This is a genomic window from Aquificaceae bacterium (assembly GCA_037722135.1).
GTDB lineage: Bacteria > Aquificota > Aquificia > Aquificales > Aquificaceae > Pampinifervens > Pampinifervens sericum.
Genome location: JBBKAW010000034.1, coordinates 1 through 18,935, shown reverse-complemented (window position 1 = coordinate 18,935; position 18,935 = coordinate 1). Strand labels below are relative to the sequence as shown.

Genomic DNA, 18,935 nt, shown 5'->3' with positions numbered 1-18,935 from the left:
TTCCAAAAACCTCCAAAGGCACATTAGGCTCTGGATTAATATCCTCTGGTGCGGTTATGCCCCTTTTAAACCTTTCCATTCCTGCATAGGCTATCATCTGAGCGTTATCGGTAGAAAGCCTCGGATGAGGTATATGAAGTTCAAAGCCAAACCTTTCTGAAAGTTCTGAAAAGCGTCTTCTTAGCTCTGAATTTGCGGACACGCCACCCACTATCACAAGCCTTCTTACACCAGTTTTCTCCATCGCCAAAAGTGCCTTTCTTTCCAAAATGTCCATCACAGCCTTTTGAAAAGAAGCGGAGAGGTCTTCCTTTGAATACTCCTGAGTCTCTACGAGCCTTCTTACCGCAGTCTTTAAACCACTAAAGGACATGTTAAGAGTATCCTCTTCTATCATAGGTCTTGGGAGGTTATAGAGGGGTTTACCCTCCTTGGCAAGCCTGTCAATTATGGGACCACCCGGATATCCAAGTCCCATTAGCTTTGCCACCTTGTCGTAGCTTTCTCCCACCGCATCGTCAAGAGTTCCACCAAGAAAGAGGTATCTGCCAAAGTCTTCCACAAGGTATAGGTCTGTATGCCCTCCAGAGACTATAAGAGCGAGAAAGGGATAGCTTACTGGCTTTTCAAGAAAAACGGAGTATATATGCCCTTCCAGATGGTGGACTGGGACAAGGGGTTTCCTTAAGGCGTAAGCCAAAGCCTTGGCAAAGCTCACACCTACCACCAAAGAGAGGATAAGCCCAGGTGTAAGAGTAAAGGAGATAAAGTCTATCTTCTTTAGGTCAAAACCCGTCTCTTTCAAGAGTCTATCCAAAAGAGGTAGAAGGTTTTTTGTGTGTTCCCTTGCAGAAAGTTCGGGCACTACTCCACCATAAGGAAAATGCACCTTTGCTTGAGAAAGTATTATGTCTCCTATTACTCCTTCTTGGTCGGAGTATATACAAAGTGCGGTCTCATCGCAGGAGGTTTCAACCGCCAGTGTGTGCATAACCCTTAAGACCAGATTTGATTATCTGTATAGCTTTCTTTAGCTGTGGGTCAAGCTCTGGCTCAACTATAACGCCAGTTTCACCCCTAAGCCTTCTTTGCCTTATAACTTCTTGTAGCCTTTCCTCTTGTTCTTCCGAAACTTTTACCTCCACATCTGGCTGTATGCCCTTCTTGTCTATGAGCCTTCCTAAGGGTGTGTAGTAGTGAGCTACCGTTAGCTTTATGGCAGAGCCATCCTCAAGAGGTATTATATTTTGCACTGAAGCCTTTCCAAAACTCCTTTCACCCACGATTATAGCCCTTTTGTGGTCTTGCAATGCACCAGCCACTATCTCTGATGCACTGGCAGAGCCTCTGTTTATGAGAACAACGAGAGGGACATTTTCTGGAAGCATCGGCTTTTTCCTTGAGAAGTACCTGTTTACCTCGCCCCTCCTTGTCTTCGTATAAACCACAAGTTTACCTTCCCTTAAAAAGACCTCAGATACATTTATAGCTTCTGTAAGGAGACCACCAGGGTTATTTCTGAGGTCAAACACTATTCCTTTTACACCTTGCGACATAAGACTCCTTACCGCCCTTTCCACATCTCTACCCACACCTTCTGTAAACTGAGAGAGCCTTATGTATCCTACATCTTCTACCTTTGTCCATCTAACACTTTCTATTTTTATAATTGCCCTTTCAAGCTCTACTTTTATAGGTTTGTCCACTCCCTTTCTCATTATCGTTAGAGTTACTTTGGTCCCAGGCTTACCCCTTATCTTTCTCACCACTTCCATTAAGCTCATATTAGAGGTATCTTCCCCGTCTATCTCAATGATTACATCACCAGACCTTATGCCTGCTCTATAGGCTGGTGTGCCTTCTATAGGTGATATAACTATGGGTCTTCCCTTGTCCATACCTATTTCTATACCCACACCACCAAACTCTCCTCCTGTTTCTTGTCTGAACTCTCTATACTGTTCTGGAGTAAAGAAGGCGGAAAAGGGGTCAAGGGATTTGAGCATTCCATTGAGTGCTCCGTATATAAGCTCCCTTGTATTGACTTCCCCTACATAATTTTCCTTGACAGTGCGAAACACATCGGTAAACATCCTAAAGTATCTGTATTCGTCCTCTTGCCTGCTACCTTGAGATGCACCTGCACTTCCCAGTAGGAAACCCACAATGAATGTTGCAAAAAAGAGACCAAAGAGCTTAAACCTACTCATACTTATTTTTCCTCCGTCTTAATAAATATAGTCTTAATATCTCTGAGGTAAAACCCTGCCTCACCCGTTTGAGAGTTTCCTTTGCAGTATGTGTTTGCTGGTATAAGATAGTCTCTTGACGGACCGTCCTTAAAGGAAAGCCTGACCCTCAACTGCGTCCCATCTTGACCGAGAACTTCAATAGACCTAAGGCTTGAAAAGTTGACCGTATATTCTACTTTTCCTTCCCTGACCCTTAGCTTATCTCTACCGTTGCATACAAGACCTCTAAGGCTGTGCTTTAAGCCATCCTTGTCCTCAAGCTCCACCCTTAGTTTGCTGTCTTTGACTGGCTCTGCCATAGAGAGCAGAAAGGGTATGAGAAATAGCCACCGTCTCATAACTCTAAATTATAACTTCCTCTTCATCCTTGTGAAGTTTGTAAATAAGGCTGTCTGTAAGGGCTATCCAGGAGGCTTCTATTATGTTTTCTGAGACTCCCACAGTCCCCCATTTCCTCTTCCCATCTGTAGACTCAATAAGGACTCTAACCTTTGCAGAAGTGCCTTCTGATTCGTTCACTATCCTCACCTTATAGTCTATAAGTTGAACCTCTTTAAGGCTTGGATAAAACTCCTCAAGGGCTTTCCTAAGGGCTCTGTCAAGAGCACTTACTGGTCCATTACCCAGTGCTGCGGTATGTTGTTTTATGTCTTTTATAAAGAGCCTAACCGTTGCTTCGGACACTGGCAAGTTGTCAGTGCTTCTCTTAGCTATTAGAACTCTATAGGCATCAAGGTTGAAGTATTCTCTTACGAGACCAAAGTGCCTTTTACATAAAAGTTCAAAGGAAGCCTCCGCCGCTTCAAAATGGTATCCTTCCTTTTCAAGTTCCTTTATCTTTTCAACGAGTTTTAAAAGCTCTGGAGATCGCTCGTCCACCTCAATACCCATCTCTCTGAGTTTGTATAGAATGTTGCTCTTACCAGACAGGTCTGAAACTGTTATCTTTCTCCTGTTTCCCACGAGGGCAGGGTCTATGTGTTCGTAAGTGCTTGCATGCTTTAGAACCGCAGAGGCATGCACTCCCGCCTTGTGGGCAAAGGCACTCTCACCCACATAGGGCATATTCTTTGGAAGGGGCATGTTGGATATTTCGGAGATAAAGTGGCTAAGCTCAGTGAGCTTTCTTAAGCTTTCCTCCCGCACCGCAAGAAAACCCATCTTTAGTTGAAGGTTTGGAATTATAGAACAGAGGTTTGCGTTGCCTGTCCTTTCTCCAATACCGTTTATAGTGCCATGCACCTGCCTTGCACCTGCCAAAACCGCCATAAGGGAGTTAGCAACTGCGGTCTCAGAATCATTGTGGGCGTGTATGCCTATCTTGGCTGTGGGGAAGGTTTCCTTTACCTTTTTGGTTATCTCGTAAACTTCGTGAGGCAGAGAGCCTCCGTTGGTATCACATAACACAATCCAGTCCGCACCTCCCTCAAGGGCAGACCTTAAAACCTCAAGGGCATACTCTGGATTGTGCTTGTATCCGTCAAAGAAGTGCTCCGCATCAAAGATGACCTCCTCCACATGGTCTTTGAGAAACCTTACAGAGTCGTAGACCATGGAGAGGTTCTCTTCAAGGGTAGTCTTTAAAGCTTCCGTTACATGAAAATCCCAGCTTTTGCCAAAGATGGTTATAACCCTTGCACCAGACTTTATAAGGTTTTCCAACTGCGGGTCTTCCTCTGCTTTCTTTGTAGGTCTTCTGGTAGAGCCAAAAGCCACCACCTTTGCATGCTGAGGCTTGTATTTTCTGAGCCTTTCAAAGAGTATGGTATCCTTGGGGTTTGCACCGGGCCATCCACATTCTATGTAGTCTATACCAAACTCATCCAACTTCTGAAATATACGCAGTTTATCCTCAAGGGAGAAGTTTACACCCTCCGCCTGAGAGCCATCTCTTAGAGTAGTGTCATAAATGAAAACCTTTTCCATAATATAAAATATATCACCTTCTGACTCTTAGCTTTCGTGGTTTTTCTTTGCTTATTTTTCTAAGCTCTTCAAAACTCAAGGTTAAACTCTCTTCCACCGTGCTAAGCACTCTAAGACTTTCCTTAAAAGCCCTCTCAAGGTCATAGGCTTTGAAGTTCTTTATGTAGCCTGGTAGGAGGTGGTATTCACCCTTTTGAATGGCTTCAACAAGCTCCATAGCCTGAGGAGAAAGTCTAAGGTTCTCAAGGTCTATTCCTTCAAAGCCAAACCTATACAACCCAGCGAGAAAAACCGCCTCGTGGTAGCTAAGCTCCACCTTTTCCCTTTCTCCTTTAACTTCCGTCTTGGGAATTCTATCCTGAAGGCTTGTAATGGGAAGACCAGTTATCCTTGAAATCTCTTTGAGGAGCTCAAATCTTTTAACACTGTCTGGTATAAAACCGCAGAAGTAGAGAAGGTCATCAAAGGCTTGCTTGCTTCCCTTCTTTATCTCCTCCAGCAGGAACTCTTCCACAGGTAAGGATGAGCTTAGCATTTCTCTTAGTAGCTTTGGCTCTTTCTTTACAAAGGAGTCTGGGTCTTCTCCTTCTGGAAGGTATACCACTCTCACCTCCATCTTTGCTTTCAAAAGGTGCGGGACAGAAGACCTTACTGCCCTTTTGCCTGCCTGGTCTCCATCGTAAAGAAGTATGGCGGTTTTTGCCATCTTGGAAAGCATATGGGCGTGGTCTTCTGTAAGTGCTGTGCCAAGAGGTGCGGTGCAATTCCTTATACCCTCTTGCCAAAGGCTCATAAGGTCAAAGTAGCCTTCTACAATAATTACCTGCTGGGATTCCCTTATGTATTCCTTCGCTTCAAAAAGACCAAAGAGGGTTAACCTTTTTTTGAAAACCTCGGACTCTGGAGAGTTCACATACTTAGGATGACTTCCATCAAGACTTCTGCCTCCAAAAGCTACTACATTACCCTTTATATCCCTTATAGGGATTATTAGTCTGTTTCTGAAAAGGTCCTTATATACGCTTTCGTCAATTTTTATAAGGTTTGAGCTTTTTTCATAAACTTCAAGAAGACCCTCCTCTTTAAGTAGCCTTATCATATTTTCTGTGTTCCCTGCAAAGCCAAGCTGGAATTTGCTTATGGTCTTTGAGTTTATACCCCTACTTTGTAAGTATTGGATAGCTACTTTGCTGTTTCTCAATTCCTCATGATAAAACTCCGCAACCCTTTGGAGAGCCAGAAGAATTTGGCTGTGCTTTTCCCTTCTTTTAAGGTTTATCTTTATACCATACCTCTTTGCTAATTTCTCAAGGGCTTCCCAGTAGTCTATGTTTTCATACAGGCTCACAAACTTAACCGCATCGCCTCCCACACCACAGCCAAAACACTTAAAGATACCCTTTGAAGGAGATACGTAAAAAGAAGGTGTGTCATCAGGATGAAAGGGGCATCTTGCAGCATAATTATTGCCAACCCTTTTTAGCTCTATGTAAGAGGATATAACATCCACAATATCAATCTTTCCAAGAAGGTCTTTGTAGGAGGACATGGAGTTAAATTATATTCGTCCATGCTAAAAAGGATAGCCCTCACAAGAAGTGAGGAAGATATACAAAAGGATAGACCTATCTTTGAAAAGGCTGGCTTTCAAGTCTTGGAACTGCCTCTTATTGAAGAAGAACTTCTTGACTTTGAGCCTCCAAAGGGAAGCTTTGACTTTGTAGTCTTTCAGAGTCCGAGGGCGGTAAAGGCATTTCTTTCTAAGTGTAGGCTTAAGGAAGAGAAGATAGTGGTAATAGGTGAAAAGACTAAAAGGGCAGTAGAGGAGCAGGGCTACAGGGTCTGGGCTATGCCAGAGAACTACTATGGAGAAGAGCTTTTGAAAATATTTAGGGGTTTCAAGGGAAAGGTGCTTGTGCCACGGTCTGCCATAGGAAGAGAGGAAGTAATGGAAGGTTTAAAGGCTCTCGGTTTTGAGGTGCATGCTTTGGATGTATACACCATAAAGCCAAAGCTATACCAAAGGGAAGAGCTAATTAATAAGCTCTCCACTGCGGACGCTGTGGTCTTCGCAAGCCCTTCTGCGGTCAAGGGTCTTCTTGCAAACTTGCAAAAGGAAGAAGTCATAAGTCTTTTAGAACCTATAAAAGTGGTGTGCATTGGCAAAACTACAAAGGATTTCTTTGAGAAGGAGGTGGGGTTAAGGTGTCTTGTCCCTGAAAAGCCTTCTATTGAAAAGGTGGTGGAACTCCTAAGAGGTTTGGCATAAATTTTGCATAAGGTATTATGAAGATGAAACAGAAAACTATCCTAAAAGAGGTGGAGTTTGAGGGTATTGGTATACATAGCGGTGAGGTCTCAAGGATAGTTCTTCGTCCAGAGGGCGAAAACACGGGCATAAGGTTTCTTGTAAAAGGGACATACATACCTGCCAATTACAGATATGTGCAAGGCACAGACCATGCCACCGTGCTTGGAAAGGATGGTGTAAAGGTTAGCACGGTAGAGCACCTTCTTGCGGTTCTTTATATGTTAGGCGTGGATAACCTTACAATTGAGTTCATAAAAGGACAGGAAGTCCCTATACTTGACGGGAGCGGTTATTACTTTTATAAAGCCTTGAAAAACTTAACCCTTGAGCTTGAGGAAGAGGCAAGGTTTTTTGAGATAAAAGAGCCTTTTGAGGTGAGAAACTGTAAGGGATATATACAGGCAAAACCCTATGAAGGTTTTTGTGCGTCATACAAAGGCTATGTAAAGGGTATACTTGAGGAAGGTATCGCTCAATACTGTGGAAATGCAAAAGAGGTGGTTTTTGCAAGGACCTTTTGCTACGACAGGGATGTGGAGCTTCTGCTCCAGAATGGGCTTGCAAAGGGTGGGAGTTTAAAGAACGCAGTGGTTATAGGTGATGGTTTTGTCTACAACCCAGAGGGCATGAGGTCAAAGGACGAGCCTATAAGGCATAAACTCTTGGACCTTATCGGAGACCTTAGCTTACTGGGCTTTAGGCTAAAGGGTAAAGTTTTCTCCTATCTTGGCGGACATAAGCTGAATTATGAGTTTGTAAAAAGCCTTGCGGAGAGTTCTCTTTCTACGAGCCTTATATCCTCTTCCGTGTCTACTCCGTGATAGTAGTTTTTTGTAAGGATTACCTTTATGCTGTAGCCTGCCTCTAAAAGGCGGAGCTGTTCAAGGTTTTCTAAGGCTTCCAGCGTGCTTTTTTGCATGGTGGTAAACTCCAAAAGGGTTTGCTTTCTGTAAGCGTAAATGCCTACATGTTTTAGCGGATAAGGGTCTGAAGAAGTTTTCATGTATGGTATGGGAGACCTTGAGAAGTATAGGGCGGTGTGGTCTTGACGCAGGACTACCTTTACCGAGTTGGGGTCTTTGTAGGCGTGTGGGTCTTTTATGGCGAGGGTAGCCACAGGGTGGTCCTCAAGGGCATGGAAAAGTCTCTGGATGTCTTCCTCGTATACAAAGGGCTCATCACCTTGATAGTTAATTACGTAGTCTACCTCCTCTTCTCTTACCACATATGCAACTCTGTCACTTCCAGAAGGCAGGTCAGAAGGTGTGAACCTTACCTCCACAGGAAGGTCTTTTACCACTTCGTAAATTCTCTCGCTGTCTGTAGCCAAAATTACTCTCTCCTTAGTCTTTAGACAACCCTCCACTACCCATCTTATCAATGGCTTGCCAAGTATGGGAGCGAGAGGCTTTTCTTTTAGCCTTGTGGAACTAAGTCTTGCGGGTATGACAATAAGTCTTCTCATCGCAGTGATAAGTAAAGGATTATAAGGAGTAATAAAAGCATAAGCATAATAAGAGCCATAAGCAGTTTTCTATAACTACTTAGCTCTTGTGATAGGGAGGATATTATCTGGTCTTTGTTTCTTGAGGCTTGCTCTACGTTTTCTATATATTCTGTCAACTTCTCCACCTTTTCCTTGAGGGAGCTTTTTTCCGTTTCAAGTCTATATATCTTTTCGTGCATTAAGTTATTTTCAAACCTTAGGTTCTCCAGTTCTTTTTTGCATTTTTCAAGTTCCTCCACATACTCTCTGAATTTATCGTATTGTTCTTGCATGCTATGTAGCAAGTGTTCTTCTTCTCCTTAAGGTCCGTAGGTATTCTTCAAAGGCTATCCTTTCCTGCTCCTTGTAGCTCTCTTCCCTTGCCATAAGATTTTCCCAGTCAACCTTGTGGGCATCAAACCAAGGACCATCACTACAGGCAAGGGCGTATTTACCATCCACCAAAACTCTACATACAAGACAAAGACCTACCGCATCAAGCATATGGGTGTTAACCATGCTTATGATGGGTGTTTGAGGGAAGAGCTGGGTAAGTTGGTATGAAAGCCTATTGCTCCCTGCGGATACTATAAGGTCTGCCTCAAAGTTTAGTATATCCTCGGAGTGCCTTACCTCGTCAAAAAGTGCTTCACACCTATCCCTTAGATAAAACTCTTCAGATACTACCTGAAGGAAAAGTCTGTTGCCTGCAGATTTTAGAGACCTCGCCACGTTTAAAATAGGTGCAATACCCCAAGAGTAGGCGTAAAAGGACACCTTTCCGTATTTTTCTACTGGGAAAGGTTTACCAAGAGGTCCTGCCACATACTGAAAACTCTCCGCCTCCTCCAATATCTCAAGGGTGGACCTACCCACCGCCTTTACAAGACAAGAAAAGCCTTCCTGAAAGGTCTCAAGTATGGCAAGAGGGACTAACTCCGATAGCTTTGTATGCTGAACCATTACAAACTGCCCCGGCTCCGCCTTAGACACATGGACCGCATGAACCTTTAAAAGACATGCGTCTTCTGAAAGCCTTACCTTTTCCAATATGGGATGCATAGAAAAATTATCTCACAAAAGCTCGCCGTAGCCTTGACAAAGTGTAAAGCTTTATTAGAATATTCTTATAAACTTAAGAAAGGAGGTAAAAACATGACTATGGATAGAGCTTTGAGGGCTACTTCTGGTGGAGTGCTTTTGCTTGTGTTTCTAATTGCCATACTTCCGTCAGATATCCACTGGTTTTGGAAAGCCTTTATAGTGTTTATGGCTATAAACCAGATTCAGTCCGCCTTTACAGGCTGGTGTCCAGTGGTATCTCTCTACAGAAAGCTGGGTGTAAAGGAGTGCACCTGTTAGTCGGTTTCTAACTCTATTTCACAGCCCTCTTTTTCTATTACCAGCTGGCAGGTGAGCCTGCGAGTCTCTTCGTATTCTCCTATCCTCCAGAGGGTTTCCTCTTCCTGCTCTGAAGGTTCCGCAAGACACTCAAGCCCTTTCAAAACGGTGCAAACACACACACCACATTGACCATCGGTGCATCCAAACTCCACGCCTGCCTTTTCTATCTCATGGTGATAGTCTCCAAACTTTTCACCCACTGGTATATCAAGCACCTTTCCGTTTATCTTTACCTTAGCCATGATAAATATTTTAGCCTTAGGGTTGGTTTGGGCTTTGATTTATCTCAACTATTTTGCAAAACTTTCCAGAGAGCCTGCCAACAGGCTTTAGAGAGTCCACTTCAAGGCTTTCCGCACCTGCAAAAACCACCTGTCCAAAGATAAGGTCATAGTCAAAGAGCTCTTCATGTTTTAGTAGCTTGCACTCAAGCCATGCTCGTGCCTTTGCTACCCTTGGAGCTTTTACCTTGTAGGCTTTTTCCTCTCGGAGCCTGCAGACCTCAAACTCGCTCACCTCTGGAGGGAAGGCTATTGAGCTTAGCTCCACTTCCCTTAGCAAATCCTCAGAGACGAAGTTTATGACAAACTCCTTGGTGGCAAGGATGTTTCTTGCAGTGTCTTTTCTTTGGTGGTCTTCCCTTTTGCTTATGGATATTAGCACCACAGGTGGCTCATCACACACCGCATTGTAAAAGCTAAAAGGTGCAAGGTTTGGAGTGCCTTCGGGGCTAAGGGTGGAAACCCAGGCTATAGGTCTTGGGATAACCAATCTCGTAAGCACCTCATAGGGGTCAAAACCTTGAGGCTTTTCCATATCAAAGAGCATCATGTATGATAGTATAAGATGAGGCTACTGTCCTTGGACACCTCCTTTTCCTTTACAAACCTCACTCTTATAGAGGATGGTAAGGTGGTCTTGCACCATCTTGTGGATGACAATAAAAAGACCCTTCAGCATCTACCAAGCCTTTTGAAAGAGCTTAAGATAGAGCCAGAGAGTGTGGATGCCTTTGCAGTTTCCTTAGGGGTGGGCTATCTCACTTCCCTTAGGATAGGTATAACCTTTATGAAAACTTTGGCTTATCTGGAAAGAAAGCCTATTGTTGGTTATGAAAATCTTATGATGTTATGTCTTTTTGTGAAAGCTCCAGAGGAAAAAGTGGTTGCTTTGAAAGTTAGCAGTAATGTTTTTTGTAGAAGGTGTGATGGTTCAAAGGTAAGTGAGATATTTACCTTAGATAAAAAGCCAGAAGTTCCTCTTGTGGGTCTTGCGGTCCAGTCTATTGGAGATATACAACTTGAGTATTTTCCCTTTTCTCTATATGGTGGTCTCTGGGCTTATAGGAGGCTTTCTGAAGGTTATATGGGCGATGAGCCTATGCTTTTAGAGCCTATTTATCTCAAAGAGCCTGTTTAGAAAGTTGAAAAGTTAATAGTTTTGTGATTACACGAAAACGAAAAAAGCTCTTATGATTGCTACTTTACCCTTTGTGGCATCTTGTGCTGGGATGATGAAAAGTGAGATAGACCATCAGGCTTCTGTAAGAGACCCTATAGAGATAGTCAGCATGGAGAACGTTTTTAACTTTGGAGGACAGAGCGGATGGAGACTGCAAATTAGAAACACTGCAAACAGAGAATGTAGAGCCATATGCGTGGAACATCCTGAGGGTATAAAGTGCACGGAAATCGGTAGCTATCCTGCTCAAACTATAGTCAATATGGATATAGTCATCTCAGATAATGTTGCCCAGCCTGTATTTACAGCTTATTGCTACATAGCGGTAGAATTTAAGAGGAGGCTTTTCTAAACTACTTTTTCTCTGATAGAGTGTAGAGTATATATCCAAGAATAGGCAACACTATCATAAGCAAGGCGGACAGTCTGTAGTCCTCTCCCGTTATGAACAAGAAAAAGGACCACAGCACAAGACCAAGGCTTGAGGCTATCCTTTCGCTTAGAGAATAGAAGGAAAATCTTACTGCCACGTGTGCTCCTGAGAACCTCTCAATTATAAATACCCTTGAAGTGGTCCAAAGATGTGCCAAAGAAAGACCTGCAAAAAAACCAAGGGGTAAAAGAAATTCTTTGGGCGTTATGTAAAGAGAGAGCAAAAAGACGCTCCACAGAAGAAAGCCAATAGGAAAAAGCCTTTTGGCTGAGAGTTTGTCCGTTAACCTTCCAAAAAGGAGACCTCCAAAAACTCCACCAAGTGCGGAAAAGCCGATGGTTTTGTATATGTCTTCCTGTGAAAGCCCGTAGACCTCTCTTAAATACACACCCATCATGGCTATCATGGTATGGGCAAGCTCCATAAGAAAGAGCATGGAAGCCATAGTAAGGATAAAGCCCTTGTCTTTGATAAGCTCAAGGAGCTTTATCTTTTGCTTGCCTGCAGGCTCTGAAAGGCTTAGGAGGGAAGGAAGAGAAAGAGAGAAAAATATGAAAGCAACCCACAGAAAAGCCATAGGCAGGCTAAGACTTGGAGCAAGAAATATAAGGGCGGTTGCAGAGCCTACATAACCAAGGGCAACACCAAAGCCAGAGGCAAAACCCTTTGTCTCAAAGGACTTAAGGAGAGAGTTATAAAAAACAAGGGCTTGCTGGTGAAAAACCGCCAAAACAAGATAAAGGAGAAAGTTAAGCAAGGGCTTTTCAAAGGAAGCAAAAAGCATAAGACACAGGGTAGGTATAGAAAGGCTAAAGATAGTGAAAAACCTCTTTCTCCAGCCTCTTTTGTCTGCGAGCCTGCCAAGTTGCAGTGCCATAACAAAAGAGAGAAAAAAGGCAAAGCCGTAGAAAAGTGAATAGGTTTTAACATCTATGTGCTCTGTTATGTAAAGGGGATAGAGGGTAGAAAAGACCAAAGCACCTAATATGGTCTCTCCCGTATCGTATAGAGCAAAGGAAAAGAGCCTAAGCCTTTTAGCCACAGGCTTATTTTAACAGCTTATTTTTTAACCTCCACTTCACACTGGTCGGAGATTCCATAAGGGTCTCTCTTGCACTGCTCAATGGGGACTACCTTTCTGAACCTTTCTGAGAACCCTTCCCAGTTTTCAAGAATGTGCTTTGCCCAAGGGCTTTCCGTGTATTGGTAGTGCCTTTCTATGAGGTTTCTGAGCTCTTCACTTTCTTGCTCTGTAAGGTTTCTTGCAAATACGTAGGATGTGTTTATTTTTTCTTGGATGTTTTCGTCCAACACGTAAGCGTAGCCACCGGTCATACCTGCTCCAAAGTTCACTCCCACACTGCCAAGCACCACCACCACACCACCTGTCATATATTCACAGCAGTGCATACCTGCACCTTCTATTACCGCTATTGCACCGCTGTTTCTTACCGCAAAACGCTCTCCTGCCCTTCCGCTTGCAAATAGCTCTCCGCCCGTTGCTCCATATAGGCAGGTATTACCCATTATCACATGGTTATGCGTATCCTCTATACCCTCTGGCTTTATCACTATCCTTCCACCGTGCATGCCCTTACCCACATAGTCGTTGGCATCACCGATAAGGGTAAGAGACATGCCCTTGTGGTTAAAAGCACCAAAGCTCTGCCCTGCTGTGCCTCTAAAGACTAACTGTATGGTATCCTCTGGAAGACCTTCGTCCCTGTATCTGACCGCAATATGGTAAGCCAGTCTTGTCGGGATGCTCCTGTCTACGTTCCTTATGGTGTATTCTCCATAAAACCTCTCTCCCTTTTCTATGTATGGCAGGACCTCCTCTTCAAGCCTTTTTGCCAGTTCACTCCTTCTTGGATTGTCGTTTCTTTCCTGCAGACATCTCAAAGGCTTGTCCTTTGGATAGCCTTCTTTCAAGAACTCTTCAAGTTTTACCCTCTTTGAGCCGGGTATGTGGTCGTAGGTTTTCACCTCAAGCAGGTCTCTCCTTCCTATTATCTCATCAAGAGACCTCACACCCATCTGTGAGAGAATTTCTCTTACCTCTTGAGCTACCGCTCTAAAGTATGCCATAACGTTTTCCACTTTACCCTTGAACTTTTCTCTGTATTTGGGGTCTTGGGTGGCTACGCCAGTGGGACATTGATTAGTGTGGCAAAGCCTTGCCATAACACAACCTTCCGCTATCATAGCTGCAGTGCCAAAGCCAAACTCTTCAGCACCAAGAAGTGCAGATATTATCACGTCCTTACCAGTTCTTAGTCCACCGTCCACCCTAAGCCTTACCTTATCCCTTAGACCATTTTCCATAAGCACCCTTTGGGTCTCAGAAAGACCTATTTCCCAGTAGTTTCCTGCGTTCTTTATAGAGGAGTATGGGCTTGCACCCGTGCCACCCTCCGCACCGCTTATCTGGATTATATCCGCATAGGCTTTTGCCACACCCGCTGCAACAGTTCCCACGCCGGTTTCTGCCACAAGTTTGACGCACACCCTTGCCTTAGGGTTTGCTTCCTTTAGGTCGTTTATGAGCTGGGCGAGGTCTTCTATGGAGTATATATCGTGATGGGGAGGTGGAGAGATTAAGGTCACTCCGGGTTGTGCATACCTTAACTTTGCTATGTATTCGTTGACCTTTTTGCCAGGAAGCTGTCCGCCTTCTCCGGGCTTTGCTCCTTGAGCTATTTTTATCTCTATGTCTTCTGCAGAGGCAAGGTAGGTGGGTGTCACACCAAAGCGACCAGAGGCTACCTGCTTAATGGCAGAGTTCTTTATGGTCCAGTAGCGGGCTGGGTCTTCTCCTCCTTCTCCAGAGTTGCTCTTCATACCGAGCCTGTTGCAGGCTTCTGCGAGCACCTCATGGGCTTCTGGAGACAAGGCACCCAAAGACATACCACCAGTGACGAACCTCTTGAGTATGCTCTCTATGGGCTCTACCTCCTCTATGGGAATGGGCTTTTCCGCTCTCTTATAGTCAAGAAGATGCCTTATAAAGGTGGGATGCTCTTCGTTGGCTATGCGTGAAAACTCCTTGTAGTCCTCGTAATTCTTTGTCTCCAAAAACTTGTGCAGTGCTCTAACCACAAAGGGAGACCACGCATGCCATTGTCCACCCTTTCTGAACTTCATCTCTCCGCCGTAGTCAAGCTCTGGCTTCTCTGTCTCGTATCCTGCGTCGTGCCTTGCGAGGAGACTTTCCTGAACTTCAAAAATACCGTCCGCTTCAAGGGTTACAGGCGTGCCGGGGAAGTATTCTTCCACAAAATCCCTATTCAAGCATACCGTATCAAATATCCTTGCACCTTGATAGGAGTTAAGGGTGGAAATACCCATCTTGGACATTATCTTCAAAAGCCCGTCCTCAAGAGCCTTCTTGTAGTTGAAAATAGCCTGCTCGTATGGAACTTTTATTTCACCCTTTTTGCAAAGCTCCCAGATAAGCTCATACATAAGATAGGGATAGACCGCAGAAGCACCATAACCTATAAGGCAAGCCATATGATGGGTGTCTCTGGCTTCGCCCGTTTCTACCACAAGGGATACCTTGTTGGAAAGCCCGCGTTCAGAAAGCCATTTAAAGACCGCAGAAACCGCCAAAAGGCTCGGAACCGCAAGCCTATACCTTGATATGTTTCTATCGGACAAAACCACAATGTTGGCACCCTCTCTTACCGCCTCCTCTACCCTCCTACAGACTATCTCCACACCAAGCCTTAGGTCACATATGGCAATGCCTTCATACATGGCATCGTAGAGTATGTCCGTTATTCTCCTTTCTCCCGCAAGGTCTTGGAGCTCTACCACGCAGTAGCTTCTCTCTTTCGGATAGGTTATTGGAACCCAAGCAACTTTGAACTCCTTCTGTTCCATAAGAGCTTTAAACTGGTAAGGCAGGAGTATGGGGCTGTCTATCTGAAGCCTTTTGGCATGCTCCTCTTCTTCCCTTAGGAAGTTTCTCTTGTGCCCTAAGTTCATCTTAAGGGACATAACCGCCCTTTCCCTTATGGGGTCTATGGGTGGGTTTGTTACCTGTGCAAACCTTTGCTTGAAGTATCTAAAGAGTAATACAGGTTTTTCTGAGAGGGGTGGAATGGGAGTGTCATCACCCATAGAAAAGGTTATCTCTTTCCCCTCCTCCGCCATGGGTGCAAGCACGTGTTTTATCTCCTCTTGTGTATAACCAAAGGCAACGAGTTTTCTTATCCTTTCTGGGTCTTCTCCATACTCTGGAAGAGTGTAGTCCTTTATAATTTCAGACAGCCTAAGGAGATGTTTTCTCAGCCACTCTCCGTAAGGCTTTTGAGAGGAGAGCTCTTTGAGTATCTGGTCTGTCTCTTTTACTTCACCCGTTGAGAGGTCCACCACAAGGGTATCACCTGGTCCGAGCCTTCCCTTCTTGAGAACCCTTTTACCCGAGAGGTCCACCATACCCACCTCAGAGCCAAGCACCAAGATGCCATCCTCGGTAAGCACATATCTGGCAGGTCTTAGACCGTTTCTATCAAGGTGTGCTCCTATCTTTCTACCGTCGGTAAAGGCAATGCTGGCAGGTCCATCCCAAGGTTTCATCAAGAGAGACTGATATTCAAAGAACTCTTTCACTTCCTTTGAAAGCCAAGGCACACCCTCCCAAGCAGGGGGTATAAGCATATTTATAGCATGCTCTGGACTATAACCCACAAGCACCAAAAGTTCAAAAACCCTGTCCAAAGAGGCAGAATCGCTCTCCTCGTAAGAAACCAAAGGTCTTACGAGCTTTATATTCTCTCCAAAAAGTTCATGCTCCAATTCGTGCTCTATAGCCCTCATCCAGTTTCTGTTGCCTAATATGGTGTTTATCTCGCCGTTATGAGCCAGATACCTAAAAGGCTGAGCTAATTTCCAGTTGGGAAAGGTGTTGGTGGAATACCTTTGGTGGAAAAGACAGAAACTGGACTCAAGCCTCTGGTCTTTTAGCTCTGGATAGAAAATATCCAGCTGAGGTGCCACAAGCATTCCCTTGTAGACCATCACCCTTGAGGAGAGAGAGGCAAAGTAGACCTTGTCCTTTATCTTTTTGTCTGTCTCTATGCGTCTTCTAAGGAGATAAAGCTCCAGCTCCCTTCTTTCTTCCGAGACCTTCTCAGCGTCCAAGAGAAGATGGAATATCTTTGGCATCACCCTTAGGGCGGACTCACCCACCGCAGACTTATCTATTGGGACTTCCCTCCAAGCTACCAGAGAAAAGGGAGACCTCCTTATGTGCTCCTCTATTTGAGGTCTTACATCCTCATAAAGGAAAGCCACGCCAACCGCAAGATTGTCTATGTGAGAAAGCTCATAGCCTTCTTCAGAGAGCCAGTCCTCAAAGAATTTTTTAGGGATTTCAATCATAATCCCAGCACCATCCCCAGTCTTTCCATCACCACCCACAGCACCCCTATGGGTGAGGTTCTTTACCGCCTCTATACCCCACTGGACTATCTGGTGGCTTTTTTCACCTCTTATATTGCATACAAACCCAACACCACAGGAGTCGTATTCCAAAAGCTCCATCTCTTCACCTCTCAAAAGGGTAAATGGGATAATATTTTAATATAAAACCCTACGCGCTTTTTGATGAGGTATTAACTTCCCTTTAGTTGTGCGATTTCCCGTGTGAGCAACTTTCCATGCAAAGATGTATGATAAACTATAAACCATGTTGTGGAAAAGGTCGGTAATAGAGCTCACTTCCTTGATAAACAAGGGAGAGCTAAAACCAGAAGAGGTGGTCCAGAGCTTTTATGAAAGGTTTTTAGAAACAGAAGATAAGGTCAAGGCTTACATACTGCCACTTTATGAAAGAGCCCTTGAAGAGGCAAAAAGCCTCAAACCCTCTAAGGACAAGCCTCTACTTGGTATACCCATAGCCATAAAAGATAACATAAACGTAAAAGGCTATCCCACTACCTGTGCGTCAAAGATACTGCAAGGTTATATATCTCCCTATGACGCTACCGTTATAGAGAGGCTAAGGAGGGCAGGAGCTTTAGTGGTTGGAAAAACCAATATGGACGAGTTTGCCATGGGTTCTTCTACAGAGTATTCCGCCTTCTTCCCCACAAGGAATCCATGGGACTTGGAGAGAGTTCCCGGTGGCTCTTCTGGTGGCTCTGCGGTGGCGGTTGCAGTAGGCTCAGCACCCCTCTCTCTCGGTTCAGATACGGGAGGCTCTATTCGTCAACCAGCCAGCTTTTGTGGTGTTATTGGACTAAAGCCCACCTATGGAAGAGTTTCCAGGTATGGTCTTGTTGCCTTTGCCTCTTCCCTTGACCAGATAGGACCCTTTGGCAGACGCACAGAAGACGTTGCACTCCTTATGGAGGTCATATCTGGACATGACCCTAAAGATTCCACGAGCAGTAAAAGACCTGTTCCCAAGTATACGGAAGAGCTAAGAAAAGGCGTAAAGGGTCTAAGGGTGGGTGTAGTTAGAGAGTTTATGCAGGATGGGTTGGAGGAGGGTGTAAGAAGAGCTTTTGAAAACTTTCTCAAGGAGATGGAAAAGGAAGGCATGCAGGTAGAAGAGGTTTCTCTCCCTCACGTAAAGTATGCCATACCTTGCTACTATATCATAGCACCCTCTGAGGCTTCCTCTAACCTTGCGCGTTATGATGGTGTAAGGTTTGGATACAGGACGAGGGAATACAAGGACCTTTTTGAAATGTATGCAAAGACCAGAGATGAAGGCTTTGGACCAGAGGTAAAGAGGAGAATACTTCTTGGCACCTTTGCCCTTTCCGCAGGGTATTATGATGCCTACTACCTTAAGGCTATGAAAGTAAGAAGGCTTATAGCACAGGATTTTGAAAAGGCTTTTGAAAGGGTAGACCTCATTGCCACGCCCACAAGCCCCACAACCGCCTTCAAGTTCGGAGAAAAAACCTCAGACCCCATCTCTATGTATCTTTCAGACATTTTTACTGTAAGCGTAAACCTTGCAGGTCTTCCTGGCATCTCCATACCAATAGGCATGTGCGATGGTCTTCCTGTGGGTGGACAGCTTATAGGGAAAGCCTTTGACGAGGGAACGCTCCTTAGAGTTTCCTATTGGTGGGAGCACGTATATAAGCACTACGAGCTTGAGCCAAAACTTTAGAGTATGTTTTTATTTTTTATCCTTTTAGCCTTTGTTAGCCTCCTGCCAAACCTTCATAGGTATCCCTTCAAGAACGAAGAATCCCTACGCACTCAAATAGCCTTTGAGATGTGGCATTCTGGAAACTACCTTCAGCCTACCTTTCTTGGCGAGCCATACTTTAACAAGCCTCCCCTCTTTAACTGGCTCATAGTTTTGTATTCTCAAATTATACCTTGGAGCGAGCTGACCGCAAGGGCGGTAAGCCTTAGTTTTCTCTTGCTTACCACATTGCTCGTTGGCATATTCTCCCATTATCTTTTTAGAAACCTCTCCCTTGCCACCCTATCCTCTCTTGTTTTCCTAACCTTTGGTAATGTGCTTTTTTTCTACGGCTTTCTTGGAGAGATTGATATCACCTTCACCTTTTTTGTATTTCTTGGTATTTGCCTTCTTTACATATGGTGGAGTGCGGGTTCAAAGGTTGTTGGTTTTTTAGCGGGCGTGGTTTTTGGTCTTGCCTTTTTACTCAAAGGTTTGCCTGCTTA

At 44.5% G+C, this 18,935-nt stretch carries 19 protein-coding genes; 7 read left to right on the top strand and 12 right to left on the bottom strand.

Annotation, left to right across the window (positions count from 1 at the left end):
* The 5 genes from tsaD to dnaG all read right to left on the bottom strand — a co-directional run.
* Window positions 1-991 (bottom strand): tRNA (adenosine(37)-N6)-threonylcarbamoyltransferase complex transferase subunit TsaD (gene tsaD, locus WKI49_02325; protein MEJ7621339.1); only part of this gene is annotated, 991 nt, incomplete at its 3' end.
* Entirely contained in the window at window positions 972-2,210 is a 1,239-nt protein-coding gene (locus WKI49_02320) for a S41 family peptidase (GenBank protein MEJ7621338.1), read from the bottom strand. The genes tsaD and WKI49_02320, both read right to left, overlap by 20 nt.
* A gap of 2 nt (window positions 2,211-2,212) precedes the next feature.
* Complete coding sequence (locus WKI49_02315) at window positions 2,213-2,590, bottom strand: hypothetical protein (GenBank protein MEJ7621337.1); 378 nt, start codon at window positions 2,588-2,590, stop codon at window positions 2,213-2,215.
* Between the two features lie 4 nt (window positions 2,591-2,594).
* Complete coding sequence (cimA, locus tag WKI49_02310) at window positions 2,595-4,178, bottom strand: citramalate synthase (protein MEJ7621336.1); 1,584 nt, start codon at window positions 4,176-4,178, stop codon at window positions 2,595-2,597.
* Between the two features lie 13 nt (window positions 4,179-4,191).
* Complete coding sequence (dnaG, locus tag WKI49_02305; protein ID MEJ7621335.1) at window positions 4,192-5,727, bottom strand: DNA primase; 1,536 nt, start codon at window positions 5,725-5,727, stop codon at window positions 4,192-4,194.
* A gap of 21 nt (window positions 5,728-5,748) precedes the next feature.
* Between dnaG and WKI49_02300 the strand changes: the two genes are divergently transcribed.
* Together WKI49_02300 and lpxC are read left to right on the top strand one after the other, a co-directional pair.
* Window positions 5,749-6,447 carry a uroporphyrinogen-III synthase gene (locus WKI49_02300; GenBank protein MEJ7621334.1) on the top strand — a complete coding sequence of 233 codons (699 nt, stop codon included), beginning with the start codon at window positions 5,749-5,751 and terminating at the stop codon, window positions 6,445-6,447.
* Window positions 6,448-6,470: 23 nt separating this feature from the next.
* Entirely contained in the window at window positions 6,471-7,310 is an 840-nt protein-coding gene (lpxC, locus tag WKI49_02295; protein MEJ7621333.1) for a UDP-3-O-acyl-N-acetylglucosamine deacetylase, read from the top strand.
* Here lpxC and kdsB read toward each other — a convergent pair.
* From kdsB to WKI49_02280, 3 genes are read right to left on the bottom strand one after another with little or no spacing between them, the layout of a single operon-like run.
* Window positions 7,235-7,954 carry a 3-deoxy-manno-octulosonate cytidylyltransferase gene (gene kdsB / locus WKI49_02290; protein ID MEJ7621332.1) on the bottom strand — a complete coding sequence of 240 codons (720 nt, stop codon included), beginning with the start codon at window positions 7,952-7,954 and terminating at the stop codon, window positions 7,235-7,237. The genes lpxC and kdsB overlap by 76 nt on opposite strands.
* Window positions 7,951-8,280: a hypothetical protein gene (locus tag WKI49_02285; protein MEJ7621331.1), complete on the bottom strand. Its 330-nt coding sequence runs from the start codon at window positions 8,278-8,280 to the stop codon at window positions 7,951-7,953. Before WKI49_02285 ends, kdsB begins: the two co-directional genes overlap by 4 nt.
* Entirely contained in the window at window positions 8,270-9,037 is a 768-nt protein-coding gene (locus WKI49_02280) for an oxidoreductase (protein ID MEJ7621330.1), read from the bottom strand. The genes WKI49_02285 and WKI49_02280 overlap by 11 nt, the downstream gene beginning before the upstream one ends.
* A gap of 93 nt (window positions 9,038-9,130) precedes the next feature.
* Here WKI49_02280 and WKI49_02275 point away from each other — a divergent pair, with 93 nt between their 5' ends.
* Window positions 9,131-9,337, top strand: coding sequence for a DUF2892 domain-containing protein (locus tag WKI49_02275; protein MEJ7621329.1), 207 nt, complete (start codon window positions 9,131-9,133; stop codon window positions 9,335-9,337).
* Here WKI49_02275 and WKI49_02270 read toward each other — a convergent pair.
* A complete protein-coding gene (locus WKI49_02270; protein ID MEJ7621328.1) occupies window positions 9,334-9,621 on the bottom strand; it encodes a 2Fe-2S iron-sulfur cluster-binding protein in 288 nt (95 codons plus the stop codon). The two genes, WKI49_02275 and WKI49_02270, sit on opposite strands and share 4 nt — an antisense overlap.
* 16 nt (window positions 9,622-9,637) lie before the next feature.
* Window positions 9,638-10,210 (bottom strand): flavin reductase family protein, encoded by a 573-nt coding sequence (locus WKI49_02265; GenBank protein MEJ7621327.1) that lies wholly within the window; start codon window positions 10,208-10,210, stop codon window positions 9,638-9,640.
* 15 nt (window positions 10,211-10,225) lie between these two features.
* On the opposite strand from WKI49_02265, the gene WKI49_02260 reads away from it, so the two are divergent.
* Window positions 10,226-10,798 carry a tRNA threonylcarbamoyladenosine biosynthesis protein TsaB gene (locus WKI49_02260; protein MEJ7621326.1) on the top strand — a complete coding sequence of 191 codons (573 nt, stop codon included), beginning with the start codon at window positions 10,226-10,228 and terminating at the stop codon, window positions 10,796-10,798.
* A gap of 52 nt (window positions 10,799-10,850) precedes the next feature.
* A complete protein-coding gene (locus WKI49_02255) occupies window positions 10,851-11,192 on the top strand; it encodes a hypothetical protein (GenBank protein ID MEJ7621325.1) in 342 nt (113 codons plus the stop codon).
* Window position 11,193: 1 nt separating this feature from the next.
* Here the strand turns inward: WKI49_02255 and WKI49_02250 are convergent, their stop codons facing one another.
* Both WKI49_02250 and gltB read right to left on the bottom strand, forming a co-directional pair.
* On the bottom strand, window positions 11,194-12,315 hold the full coding sequence (locus WKI49_02250; GenBank protein ID MEJ7621324.1) for an MFS transporter: 1,122 nt from the start codon (window positions 12,313-12,315) through the stop codon (window positions 11,194-11,196).
* 17 nt (window positions 12,316-12,332) lie between these two features.
* The gene (gene gltB / locus WKI49_02245) at window positions 12,333-16,823 is read right to left on the bottom strand and encodes a glutamate synthase large subunit (protein ID MEJ7621323.1); all 4,491 of its coding nucleotides are present in this window, start codon (window positions 16,821-16,823) and stop codon (window positions 12,333-12,335) included.
* Between the two features lie 145 nt (window positions 16,824-16,968).
* On the opposite strand from gltB, the gene gatA reads away from it, so the two are divergent.
* The gene (gene gatA, locus WKI49_02240; protein MEJ7621322.1) at window positions 16,969-18,408 is read left to right on the top strand and encodes an Asp-tRNA(Asn)/Glu-tRNA(Gln) amidotransferase subunit GatA; all 1,440 of its coding nucleotides are present in this window, start codon (window positions 16,969-16,971) and stop codon (window positions 18,406-18,408) included.
* Window positions 18,409-18,411: 3 nt separating this feature from the next.
* A partial coding sequence (locus WKI49_02235) for a glycosyltransferase family 39 protein (protein MEJ7621321.1) occupies window positions 18,412-18,935 on the top strand: 524 nt, incomplete at its 3' end.

Excerpts from the sequence above, each read along its gene's own strand:
- WKI49_02315 (MEJ7621337.1), bottom strand. The coding sequence starts at position 2,590 with ATGAGACGGTGGCTATTTCTCATACCCTTTCTGCTCTCTATGGCAGAG.
- kdsB (MEJ7621332.1), bottom strand. The coding sequence starts at position 7,954 with ATGAGAAGACTTATTGTCATACCCGCAAGACTTAGTTCCACAAGGCTA.
- gltB (MEJ7621323.1), bottom strand. The coding sequence starts at position 16,823 with ATGGAGCTTTTGGAATACGACTCCTGTGGTGTTGGGTTTGTATGCAAT.
- gatA (MEJ7621322.1), top strand. The coding sequence starts at position 16,969 with ATGTTGTGGAAAAGGTCGGTAATAGAGCTCACTTCCTTGATAAACAAG.
- WKI49_02280 (MEJ7621330.1), bottom strand. The coding sequence starts at position 9,037 with ATGCATCCCATATTGGAAAAGGTAAGGCTTTCAGAAGACGCATGTCTT.
- WKI49_02300 (MEJ7621334.1), top strand. The coding sequence starts at position 5,749 with ATGCTAAAAAGGATAGCCCTCACAAGAAGTGAGGAAGATATACAAAAG.
- dnaG (MEJ7621335.1), bottom strand. The coding sequence starts at position 5,727 with ATGTCCTCCTACAAAGACCTTCTTGGAAAGATTGATATTGTGGATGTT.
- WKI49_02275 (MEJ7621329.1), top strand. The coding sequence starts at position 9,131 with ATGACTATGGATAGAGCTTTGAGGGCTACTTCTGGTGGAGTGCTTTTG.
- WKI49_02270 (MEJ7621328.1), bottom strand. The coding sequence starts at position 9,621 with ATGGCTAAGGTAAAGATAAACGGAAAGGTGCTTGATATACCAGTGGGT.
- WKI49_02265 (MEJ7621327.1), bottom strand. The coding sequence starts at position 10,210 with ATGATGCTCTTTGATATGGAAAAGCCTCAAGGTTTTGACCCCTATGAG.
- lpxC (MEJ7621333.1), top strand. The coding sequence starts at position 6,471 with ATGAAACAGAAAACTATCCTAAAAGAGGTGGAGTTTGAGGGTATTGGT.
- WKI49_02260 (MEJ7621326.1), top strand. The coding sequence starts at position 10,226 with ATGAGGCTACTGTCCTTGGACACCTCCTTTTCCTTTACAAACCTCACT.
- WKI49_02255 (MEJ7621325.1), top strand. The coding sequence starts at position 10,851 with ATGATTGCTACTTTACCCTTTGTGGCATCTTGTGCTGGGATGATGAAA.
- WKI49_02320 (MEJ7621338.1), bottom strand. The coding sequence starts at position 2,210 with ATGAGTAGGTTTAAGCTCTTTGGTCTCTTTTTTGCAACATTCATTGTG.
- cimA (MEJ7621336.1), bottom strand. The coding sequence starts at position 4,178 with ATGGAAAAGGTTTTCATTTATGACACTACTCTAAGAGATGGCTCTCAG.